The following is a 10,262-nucleotide window of genomic DNA, read 5'->3' on the forward strand; positions in this document are numbered from 1 at the left end:
GATATTTCTAAGCAATCCCAGTCCAAAAGAAAGACCAAACAATCACTTATTCCCAATCAAGATCAATGTGACGTTGTAATCCTTCATCTTCGCTGAAAGGAAGGAATACTCGCCAACGTCCGTTGCGGTAACGTGCCGAAATATGTTCGACGTCTACGTCACTCGGAATCAACAGATCGCCCACCGTATAAGGTAAGAAGCTTTCTACTTCTTCCTCTTCGTTTACTTTCAATACAGGGTGCAGGGTGTACAGCCATAAGTGGCCGTTTTCAATATCAACCTGTAAGTCATCAGGATCAACGCCTGGCATTTTTACAAATACTTCATAGCCCGCCTCGCCGCGGTTTACCCAGACTAATGATTCAGTCCGACCACCGTTCAACGTATTTGCAAAGTCTATATTAGCGAGAATTTCTTTCGGTACTGAGATTTGCGGTTTCATGGCTTTATGGGTTTTTCCCTTATATAGAAAAACACCTTTCCAGAAGAGTAGCCAAGTCAAACTGGCAGAATTATGTAGACCTATTTCTACGTTTTATGCTATTTTGACAGGGAAAATGGGGCCTGTAGCGTCGTAAACCTATTTTATAATGGATTAGTACAAGAGTGATTCAGGAGGCTTATTCAAGCAAAAATGAATGAATTGGTGAATAGGTGCCTAAAAAAAGGGAGGCTGGTTGCAATGACCAGCCTCCCTAAAATATAGCTTGTTACGCTCTTAATTGTTTCGACGTTGTTGCCGGATGTACGAGTCCCGGTTTGTATTCAGCGTAGGAGCATCTTTATAGATATCCTTCCAGGAGTTGTCTTTCAAAGCTCCATCCTTCACCGATTTGATCCAACTAGCCCAGGCCAATGGGTTAAAGAAAGGTATGGTATTGGCAAAACCCTTATTAGCGTTGTAATTGCTAATCTGATTCTGGGAAGCTTGGAAACTGGAGTTCACGCCGGAACCCTGCATGGCCGCCAACCTGCGTAAGTAATCGGGATCCATATTCCGGGCCAGTGCTTCGCGTTCCTGCTGATCGGGTAAATTCATGGTCAGGAATTCCTTCTTGAATTCTTCGAAATTCCGGAAAGGATAGACCTTCACCTCCCGCAGCGTAATGGCATCTTCCCGTAACTGAACCTTAGCTGAATACGAAGGCTCATTATAGTTTTTCGGAATGACCAGGTATTGTTTGCGATAACCCGTATAACTGAAGATGATACTGTCACCCGGGAAAACTGGAATGTTAAAATAGCCGTTGTTGGAAGTAACCGTACCCCGACCTGTATTGGCAATATTAATCGTAGCGGAGGGCAACACTTCGGATTGCTTTCCACCCACAACTACGCCGGAGAACTGAATCGCTTTAACTTGCCCCTGAGCCATTCCGTGTTCCGTGGATAAGCCCACAAGCAGAAGAGCCGAAAGTGCTATGATTAATCGTTTTGTCATGCAGAATAAAGAATTGCCCTTGGCAAATGTTACTGTAAACAAATGTATTGCTTTTCGACGAGTATTCATGGTTACTATCAGATTTTAGAGGACGAAACCCCGTATTTCTTCTCCCAAAATCTACAACTGTACCAAACGCGTGCCATTGTTCGGAACGCGGGCGGAGCCTTCAAGGCTCAGATGTAAAAAGACGCTCGCAGGTTGCATCCTACGGGCGTCTTTTTTATTCTTTTTATTTTCCTAAATAACGACTACTCTTTGTAGAAATTGTAAATCAGTGAAATCTGAACGGCCTGATTATAGAAATTTACTCCGGGTTGGGTCGTAATCACATTGTTAAAACCACGACTGTAGCGTAAGTTCAGGCTAACCTTGTCAGCAGCGTCCATGAAATCGTACCGAAGACCAGCGGTGAAACCGTAATCACTGCGGTTATTAGGTCCACGGGGCGTACTTTCCGGTCCATTCAGGGCGTAGGCGTATTCCGGTCCTGCCTCTAGCGTCAATCCTTCCGTTACGACGTAACCGAATACGGCTGCCCCGGTGGCGTAATAAAAGGAATTACGGGTAACAACGTTGTTGGCTTTCAAAGCACCACCGCGTTGCGTCAAAACCACTTCCGGTTGAATCACAAACTTATTGAAACGCTGCCGGTAAAAACCACCGAAGTGCAGGCCTGAATTAAAGCGGGAAACTACGTCGTCTTTCGGACTACGAATGGTATACCCTGAAGTGAGTCCGGCTTTTAAACCATAGTGAGGCTTTAGGTGTAGCACCTGAGCGGAAGCTTCTGTACCAAGCAACGTAATGAAAATCAGGGACAAAAGGGGGAGAATTCGTCGAAGCATCGGCCGATATAGGTTCTAAATTTATTCACAAAACAAAGCTAAAACGGTCAGACAGTCAAATTCTATATGAATGAGCCTTTCTTTCGAAGGTTCGAGTTGGTATACTTCTTTCGTTTTTAGTGAATAGAATGGCAGTATCCGTATGAATATTTTATGGTTTCAACGAGATCTACGATGCTCAGATCATCTTCCCTTACAGGCGGCTCTGGCAGAAGGGCAGGCGGTAGTGCTTGTATTTTGTTACGAACCCCTGTTACTAAAAGACCCACATTTTGATAAACGTCATGGACGGTTTATCCGGGAATCATTGCAGGATTTGACGGCGGCCTTTCAACGCCAGCATCATACCCTGCACATTATTCGGAATGACTTCCTGGCCGTACTGCAACGGCTGCACCGTCGGTATGGCGTAGAAACAATTTTCTCGTACGAAGAAACCGGACTGCCGGTACTGCATCAACGCAATAAAGCCATTGAGGATTATTGCCAAAGCGAAGGAGTAGAGTGGGTACGCTTCCCGAAGGTTTCGGGAGCCGATCTCCATCAGTCCGAGGGCAAACGCCGCTGGCAGCAGGCAATGCGAAAACCCATACCGACGCTTGACCTATCGCAACTGAAAACAGTATCACTCGGAGCTGGCTTTACGGAACACTTGTCCGCGGTGGATGACTTACACCCTTTTCATATTCGCGACTTTCATTTCCAACGCGGCGGTTTTACGCAGGCTCAGGAATGGTTAACGAGTTTTGTCAAAATTAGGGCCGTGCAGTACGCCCGGGCGGAAGACAATCCGTACCTGAGTCGGTACAATGCCAGTCGACTGTCGGCTTACCTGGCGTGGGGGAATCTTTCAATTCGGGAAGTGTATCAGGCGGCGTCTGAAGCGATGGAGGAAGGGTTTCATGTAGAGGCCCTGAAGCTGTTTCAACAAAAACTGTGGTTACACGATAGGCTGCAAGCTCGTTTATACGAGCCTACGTTACTGGAACCACAAGAGCAGGAGAATGATCAGTTTGACGCCTGGAAAAAAGGATGTACGGGCTTACCATTGGTGGACGCGGCGATGCGTTGCTTTCTTGAAACGGGCTATCTCATTCCGCGACTACGGGAATTATTACTGTCAGTACTGCGACAACGCTTGCCCGAATATGAAGCTACAGGCTGGCAGTGGCTGGCCCGGCAGTCCCTCGATTTTGATCCGATGCTGCTAGACGCGTACCAGAAAGCCAGCGGAAAGAAGAAATTCCTAAATCCTGTGAAGGAATCCCGAACGTTACCGGATGTAATACATTATCTGAGAATCTGGTTACCGGAATTAGCTCAAGTGCCGCCCCGTTTCCTGCACGAACCTTGGCGAATGCGGCTAGCCGACCAGCGAAAATACGGCGTAGATTTGGGTAGATCGTACCCAATGCCCCCTAAAAGCTGGATTCCACGGACCGTGCGTAAACGACGGGTCGTTTCTGCAAGATCCTAGTAATCTTTCATACGAATGGCTGATTATGATACTATTAGCGTTTGTTTATAAGTCAAAGAATTCATCTCTTAAAAAGCAAAAACCCCTTTAGAACGGGATTGGTACAAATTTTTCAAGATCTGAGAAAAAAACAAGGCATATGGGAGAACGAACACCAATGATACTGGAAGAATCGGCTCAACGATTTGGCTTCAGTTTGCCGGTCGTACAACATATCTGGGATGGATTAGTACGCTCGCACGGAAAACAAGTACAGTTTAATTCGCCCGAATTAGGCGGTCAGGGCCAGTGGCAAAACGGCATGCTTATGATCGGTGACTGGAATAACCACTCGCTGAAAGCCCGCTTAGCCGAATTAATTGAACAATTGGCACCGCTAGCGGCTCAGTCACCGGCCTTCGCCGAAGTACCAGCCGCTCAGGTCTATGCTCGCCAGGAGCAACCCTTGGGAGTAACGGACGAAACGGAGACGACTGAACCGGAAAAGACGCTTACGGGTGGTTGGCAAGGTACTCAAAATGGAATTTCCTACGTATTTTATCCTGAACAGTCCTTATTAGCACTGAATTCGGGCGAACGTTATAGCACCGCTCCCTATTTTGTGCTGGGCATGGGGCAAAGTCAGCAACAGGGCCGTAATACGTTAGTACTCCTGACCGATCAGGGGGAAATTGCCGTGGATCAGCTCACGCGTATTGAATAAATTCTAACTTTCTAAACACCCATAGCTATGATTCACCCTGACGAGGTTATCGACGAAGACGTTCGAGCCTCCTTGACACCTGATCCAGAGGAAGAAGAACTGGACGAAAACGTCGATGATTTAGATGATGAGGAATATGAAGAAGAGGACCTGACGGTTTACGATGATGAGGATGAAGACCTTACTGACGAGGAAGAGCCCGTTATCGAAGAAGATTTTTCAACGGACTCGGACATTGTCATCGGCGACGACGAACTCGACGAAATTGAGCAACTGGATACGCGTGAAAATGGCATCATGAAACCGCATCCTACCCATGAAATGTACGGAGACAATACGCTTACAAATACAAATTAGTAGATAGTGCGTAGATCCGAGTACAGTAACACAAAATCCGGTCTGGTGGCCGGATTTTCTTTTTTATACCGTTTCCTAAACAGTTTTATCCTAAGTGGAGTTAGAATCCCAGCAGTACTACTTTTGTATACACCTACTAGAACACGGCTAGCGAATTCAACTATTCTTTCTTCATGAAAAAACCTTTGGACTTCGTCTTACTAATGGCAGAAGACGATTCCGACGACCAGGATTTATTTAAAGATGCCCTAGCACATTATTATGATCCGGTTAAACTACGATTTGTGGCGGATGGGGAAGAATGTTGCGAATATCTGAAGCGAAGAGGCCGTTATGCAAACCCCGAGTCCAGTCCTCGCCCGGACCTGATTCTACTGGATTTAAACATGCCCCGCAAGAACGGTAAAGAGGTTTTATCCGAAATAAAAGCGGATGATTCTTTAAAGTCCATTCCAGTTATCGTGTTTACGACCTCACGTTCACCTTCCGATATTCAGGAAGCCTATCAACTGGGCTCCAATTCGTACATGGTTAAACCTAATTCCTTCCGCGAAACACTGGATCTCATTCAGCAGTTGGCTGGTTTCTGGTTTACTGCTGCCGAATTACCCGACTAATCGAAAAAGGCAGTGCAATTCAAATCGCACTGCCTTTTTCTAGCAACGTATGGTCTAAGCGTTAATGACGGTACCCCCGTTTGGATGTAAGGTTTGCCCCGTTATGTAACTGGCATCTTCTGACGCCAGAAAGACGTAACAGGGGCCGACTTCGCAGGGTTGACCGGCCCGCTTCAACGGTACGTCTTTCCCAAAAGCTTCCACTTTTTCGGCTGGAAATGTAGCCGGAATCAAGGGAGTCCAGATTGGCCCCGGAGCGACGGCATTGACCCGGATTCCTTTTTCGGCCAGTTGTTCAGATAACGAACGCGTAAACGCCGTAATCGCTCCTTTGGTTGATGCGTAATCAATCAGGGAAGGACTACCCCGAAAAGCGGTTACAGAAGTCGTATTCAAAATGCTATCTCCTTCTTTCAAGTGCGGAAGAGCCGCCCAGGTGAAGTGGAAAAAAGCAAAAATATTCGTGCGGAATGTATTTTCAAGTTCCGCTTGGGTAAGGTCCTCAAAAGATTCGTGCGGGTGCTGTTCAGCGGCGTTGTTAACTAGAATATTAAGCTGACCCAGGTGCTGAACCGTCTTTTCAACGGCTGCTTTACAAAACTCAGGGTGTTGTACATTACCCTGGATGAGCAGACACTGTACGCCTTCGGCTTCAACGAGCTTGCGGGTGTCGTAGGCATCTTCGTTTTCTTCCAGGTATACGATGGCTACGTCAGCTCCCTCACGGGCAAAATGAACGGCTACCGACCGGCCAATTCCGCTGTCACCACCCGTAATCAAGGCCACTTTACCGCGTAACTTATCTGCACCCTTGTAGGAGTCTCGAATGAAAATGGGCTGAGGGTACATATCGGCTTCAATACCGGTCTGATGCGACTGCGTTTGTGCTGGTGTTGATGTTTGCATAGTTGTATTTTATTTTGGTTGGTAGCATGATTGGCAAAAAAACAATACCTCAGTTTGTACTTAACAAAGGTGAAGTGAGGAATGGGAATCGGGGAAATCTTGCCACAATACTCATAGTAATAATCAGAAGTACCCGTGAAACGCCTTAAAACGGTTTTGGTACTAGGTTTTAGTTAACAGGGGAGGACTTAAGAGTCCTGTTGAACGAGACCGAGGAAAAGCTTCGGAACTTAATCCGAAAGAAAGATTCACCTGTATAAATGATCAGTCGTATGAACACCAATGAGCTTTTTATGAAATTAATTGATACTCTACCTGTACGTCGTATTGCTTTCTTGGGTGATTATCTGCCGCGTCAATGTGGTATCGCTACGTTTACGTACGATTTGCGTACCCACTTTCAGGAGCGATATGCGGATCTGGATACGTTCGTGGTAGCGGTTGAAGACCGTCCGGGCGAGTATGATTATCCTTCAGAAGTTCGCTATACCTTTGATCAAAATAGTCGTTCAGCCTATGTACAGACGGCTCGCTACTTGAATGAGTCGGGAGTTGAAGTGGTTTGCATGCAACATGAGTACGGTATTTACGGTGGCAATTCGGGGGAGTATGTGATTGATTTGCTCGATCGACTGAAGATGCCCGTGATTACAACGTTCCATACCATTTTGGAAAAACCTTCACCGGATCAGGATCGAATTTTACGTGCAATCGCTGACCGTTCTGCTTTTGTAGTAGTGATGTCGGAACGTGGACGCCAATTCCTAGAAAATATCTATGAAATTGAGCCCGAAAAAATTGTAGTCATCCCGCACGGCATTCCGGATGTTGCCTTTACCAATCCGGACGAAGCCAAGGGAGCTTTTGGGTTAGATGGCAAAAAAGTAGTACTCACCTTCGGATTAATTTCTCCCAACAAGGGCATCGAAACCGCTATTTCAGCACTGCCTGAAGTAGTGAAGAAACATCCGGATCTGCGATATATTGTACTCGGGGCTACACACCCCAACCTGATTCGTGAACACGGAGAAGCGTATCGGACTAGCCTGGTTCGTTTGGCCGAAGAATTAGGCGTAGCCGAACACGTACAATTCCACAATCGATTCGTCGAGAAAGAAGACTTGCTTCAGTACCTGCAAATGGCTGATGTCTACCTGACTCCGTATTTGAATGCAGCTCAAATTACTTCCGGTACGCTGGCCTATTCCGTAGGAAGCGGGAAAGCCGTAGTGTCAACACCGTACTGGCACGCGGAGGAATTACTGGCCGATGGTCGGGGTGTATTGGTACCCTTTGGTTCATCAGAAGCTATCGCAGAAGCGTTGATTCATCTGTTCGATGAGCCAGACTACCGGAATAAACTTCGCAATGAAGCTTATCAATACAGTCGGCAGATGGTATGGCATGAAACCGTTGGTTCGTACCACAGACTCTTCGGCTATAGCGTAACCAACCGACTTGATCTAAATGCTGATGCCTTACCAACGCTGAAGTTGGATCACTTATACCGATTGACCGATTCTACGGGAATCATTCAGCACGCTCGTTATACTTTACCACACCGCGAAGAGGGCTATTGTACGGACGACAACGCCCGAGCTTTGCTACTGGCTTCGTGGCTGGATACGGACGGTGAAATTGTAGATGCCCGTATTCCCTGGATGATTGATGTTTTTGCCTCATTCCTAAATCATGCTTTCGATCCGCAGGTAGGCCGTTTCCGTAACTTTATGTCTTACGGAAGGGAGTGGCTGGAAAGCTTCGGATCGGATGACAGTCACGGACGAGCTATCTGGGCTTTGGGCGGACTGATTGCCCGTACGCGTCGACCTGACCTGCGGGCCTGGGCTCAGGATTTATTCAACCGTTCGATTGATAAAGTACTGGAGATGACCTCGCCCCGTAGCTGGGCCTTCACTATGCTAGGTCTTTCGGAGTTTTTACACCGCTATCCGGGTGACCGTCACAAGCAGGAACTACGTCGTGAATTAGGTGATCGACTGTGTGCCTTGTTACGCCAAACGGCTCGTCCGTACTGGTATTGGTTCGAACCCATTTTAACGTACGATAATGCCCGTTTATCCCAAGCTCTGCTTTGTTCAGACGTACCCGAACATCAGCTGGTAGGTTTACACACGTTGGAATGGTTGCGGGATGTACAGACGGCCCCCGAGGGACACTTCCGGGCCATTGGTTCCGAAGGATTTTATCCCATGGGTAGTGAGCCTGCCGTATATGATCAGCAACCCTTGGAGGCCGCCGCTTCCATTGGAGCTTATCTGGCAGCGTATGCCTATTCGGGTCTTGACATCTGGCGGGAAGCTGCCGATACTGCTTTTGCCTGGTACCTGGGTAAAAACGATACGGGACTTGCGTTGTATGACGAGTCTTCAGGAGGATGTTATGATGGCTTACAACCGCATTCAGTGAACTACAATCAGGGAGCTGAATCCTGTCTGGCTTATCTGATGGCCCGTGCCGAAATTCGAGCGGCTCAGGTTCAACAGCAGGCTAGCCAGAAAAAAAGCGAAAAAAATTCAGTGAGAGCTAAATAGCGATCGTTACTCGACCGTTAGTTCTTGAACTTTTCTTGTTCTCAATTTTGGCTTTTCTCAGAAAAAGGTCAGGGTTGAGAACATTCACTTTAATTGTCTTGATGACATGAGCGAATCTTTGTTAAACGTAGAACGTTATCCCCTGATCATAAAACCGGATACGCACCGGGTACTATTCCGCCCTTTCCATTTAGGAAATGAACGTATGGTTTTGATCGTCAATCGTTTACTAACGCTAACTGAAGAAGAAGTAGAACACGAGCTGGCTCAGGTTTTTCAGGAATTCCGCCACCGACACCAGGCCGTTGAAGCGTATCTGGATCGTCGGGCTAAAGAGATTCTTTCTTTTTTCAATTTACCGCAGGAATTAAGCCCTTTGCATCAATTACTCATTGGAGCTTATTTCACGCACGAGTACGCCCTGGAAGCCGCCGCCCTGTTTAATCCTTCAATTGTCTGGCACCCCGATCAAAACAACCTACCCGAAGGTTGTCGTCGATTCATCATTAGTTTACGAGCCACGGGCGAAGGTCACATCTCGTCCATTGTTTTCCGTTCCGGATTTGTCGATCAGAACTGCGGTATTTGGCTAGATGGCCACTCGAGGTACGTGACGCCGCCCAATTCCTACACGGAGGCCTATCTGACGCTGGATGTATTCAAAAAGAAAATCCATGAACTAGGTCTGGATGATGGCTTTGCCAGTAGTATCGCCAGCCGCCTGCCCGAGAACGTCTCGTATTCGGATGTGTACCCAGTTGTCAAAGAGGATCCCAATTATCCTTCGCACCGCGTAGCTGGGGATGGCATTCTGGCCCTGATGAAAGCTAATTACGAAGTACACTACAGCGATGATCGGGCTCTCAGTGAGCGAATTTTATTCCCTTATTCGCCAAACGAAATGAATGGGATGGAAGACGCCCGCTTTGTGGAGTTTACGGATGAAGATGGTAGTAAGGTCTACTATGCTACGTATACGGCTTACAACGGACGAGTCATTTTCCCGCAATTACTCGAAACCCGGGATTTTATGGATTTCCGCGTGAAAACGATGGCTGGAGACGTAGTGAAGAATAAAGGGATGGCTTTGTTCCCCCGCAAGATCAATGGCAAATACGTGATGCTGGGTCGTCAGGATGGGGAGAACATCTATCTGATGGAAACCGACAATCTGTACTTCTGGGAAACGAGTCAGTTGTTACTGGCTCCTAAGTATCCCTGGGAGTTTGTACAGTTGGGTAACTGCGGTTCACCCATCGAAACGCCTGAAGGCTGGCTGGTACTGAGTCACGGGGTAGGAGCCATGCGGAAATACTGCATTGGCGTCTTTTTGCTGGATCTGGACAATCCCCAGAAAG

General features: G+C 47.3%; 11 protein-coding genes. 7 read left to right on the forward strand and 4 right to left on the reverse strand.

All coding sequences use genetic code 11. The features are described from left to right. Positions 1-46: 46 nt before the first annotated feature. Together ACOJTG_RS17555 and ACOJTG_RS17560 are read right to left on the reverse strand one after the other, a co-directional pair. Positions 47-442, reverse strand: coding sequence for an Hsp20/alpha crystallin family protein (locus tag ACOJTG_RS17555; protein ID WP_102200570.1), 396 nt, complete (start codon positions 440-442; stop codon positions 47-49). Positions 443-718: 276 nt separating this feature from the next. Beyond that, positions 719-1,441 carry a carboxypeptidase-like regulatory domain-containing protein gene (locus ACOJTG_RS17560; RefSeq protein WP_420155010.1) on the reverse strand — a complete coding sequence of 241 codons (723 nt, stop codon included), beginning with the start codon at positions 1,439-1,441 and terminating at the stop codon, positions 719-721. A 42-nt stretch (positions 1,442-1,483) separates the two neighbouring features. Between ACOJTG_RS17560 and ACOJTG_RS17565 the strand changes: the two genes are divergently transcribed. After that, complete coding sequence (locus ACOJTG_RS17565; protein ID WP_420155011.1) at positions 1,484-1,627, forward strand: hypothetical protein; 144 nt, start codon at positions 1,484-1,486, stop codon at positions 1,625-1,627. A 65-nt stretch (positions 1,628-1,692) separates the two neighbouring features. Here the strand turns inward: ACOJTG_RS17565 and ACOJTG_RS17570 are convergent, their stop codons facing one another. Then, positions 1,693-2,289, reverse strand: a complete 597-nt coding sequence (locus tag ACOJTG_RS17570) for an outer membrane beta-barrel protein (RefSeq protein WP_420155012.1) — start codon at positions 2,287-2,289, stop codon at positions 1,693-1,695. 142 nt (positions 2,290-2,431) lie between these two features. On the opposite strand from ACOJTG_RS17570, the gene ACOJTG_RS17575 reads away from it, so the two are divergent. The 4 genes from ACOJTG_RS17575 (at position 2,432) to ACOJTG_RS17590 (ending at position 5,443) form a co-directional block, all read left to right on the forward strand. Continuing rightward, on the forward strand, positions 2,432-3,766 hold the full coding sequence (locus ACOJTG_RS17575) for an FAD-binding domain-containing protein (RefSeq protein WP_420155013.1): 1,335 nt from the start codon (positions 2,432-2,434) through the stop codon (positions 3,764-3,766). A gap of 157 nt (positions 3,767-3,923) precedes the next feature. Then, a complete protein-coding gene (locus tag ACOJTG_RS17580) occupies positions 3,924-4,469 on the forward strand; it encodes a hypothetical protein (protein ID WP_420155014.1) in 546 nt (181 codons plus the stop codon). Between the two features lie 27 nt (positions 4,470-4,496). Next, positions 4,497-4,826 carry a hypothetical protein gene (locus tag ACOJTG_RS17585; protein ID WP_420155015.1) on the forward strand — a complete coding sequence of 110 codons (330 nt, stop codon included), beginning with the start codon at positions 4,497-4,499 and terminating at the stop codon, positions 4,824-4,826. A 173-nt stretch (positions 4,827-4,999) separates the two neighbouring features. Continuing rightward, positions 5,000-5,443, forward strand: coding sequence for a response regulator (locus tag ACOJTG_RS17590; protein WP_420155016.1), 444 nt, complete (start codon positions 5,000-5,002; stop codon positions 5,441-5,443). 54 nt (positions 5,444-5,497) lie between these two features. Here ACOJTG_RS17590 and ACOJTG_RS17595 read toward each other — a convergent pair whose 3' ends face one another. Then, a complete protein-coding gene (locus ACOJTG_RS17595) occupies positions 5,498-6,349 on the reverse strand; it encodes an SDR family oxidoreductase (RefSeq protein ID WP_420155017.1) in 852 nt (283 codons plus the stop codon). Between the two features lie 293 nt (positions 6,350-6,642). Between ACOJTG_RS17595 and ACOJTG_RS17600 the strand changes: the two genes are divergently transcribed. Both ACOJTG_RS17600 and ACOJTG_RS17605 read left to right on the forward strand, forming a co-directional pair. Continuing rightward, a complete protein-coding gene (locus ACOJTG_RS17600) occupies positions 6,643-8,904 on the forward strand; it encodes a glycosyltransferase family 4 protein (protein WP_420155018.1) in 2,262 nt (753 codons plus the stop codon). A gap of 205 nt (positions 8,905-9,109) precedes the next feature. Beyond that, the coding region (locus tag ACOJTG_RS17605) for a glycosidase (protein WP_420155019.1) at positions 9,110-10,262 on the forward strand (1,153 nt) is incomplete at its 3' end.

The organism is Siphonobacter sp., assembly GCF_048595215.1.
Lineage (GTDB): Bacteria > Bacteroidota > Bacteroidia > Cytophagales > Spirosomataceae > Siphonobacter.

Coding starts and splice junctions, on each gene's coding strand:
- ACOJTG_RS17555 (WP_102200570.1), bottom strand. CDS start 442: ATGAAACCGCAAATCTCAGTACCGAAAGAAATTCTCGCTAATATAGAC.
- ACOJTG_RS17560 (WP_420155010.1), bottom strand. CDS start 1,441: ATGACAAAACGATTAATCATAGCACTTTCGGCTCTTCTGCTTGTGGGC.
- ACOJTG_RS17565 (WP_420155011.1), top strand. CDS start 1,484: ATGTATTGCTTTTCGACGAGTATTCATGGTTACTATCAGATTTTAGAG.
- ACOJTG_RS17570 (WP_420155012.1), bottom strand. CDS start 2,289: ATGCTTCGACGAATTCTCCCCCTTTTGTCCCTGATTTTCATTACGTTG.
- ACOJTG_RS17575 (WP_420155013.1), top strand. CDS start 2,432: ATGAATATTTTATGGTTTCAACGAGATCTACGATGCTCAGATCATCTT.
- ACOJTG_RS17580 (WP_420155014.1), top strand. CDS start 3,924: ATGATACTGGAAGAATCGGCTCAACGATTTGGCTTCAGTTTGCCGGTC.
- ACOJTG_RS17585 (WP_420155015.1), top strand. CDS start 4,497: ATGATTCACCCTGACGAGGTTATCGACGAAGACGTTCGAGCCTCCTTG.
- ACOJTG_RS17590 (WP_420155016.1), top strand. CDS start 5,000: ATGAAAAAACCTTTGGACTTCGTCTTACTAATGGCAGAAGACGATTCC.
- ACOJTG_RS17595 (WP_420155017.1), bottom strand. CDS start 6,349: ATGCAAACATCAACACCAGCACAAACGCAGTCGCATCAGACCGGTATT.
- ACOJTG_RS17600 (WP_420155018.1), top strand. CDS start 6,643: ATGAAATTAATTGATACTCTACCTGTACGTCGTATTGCTTTCTTGGGT.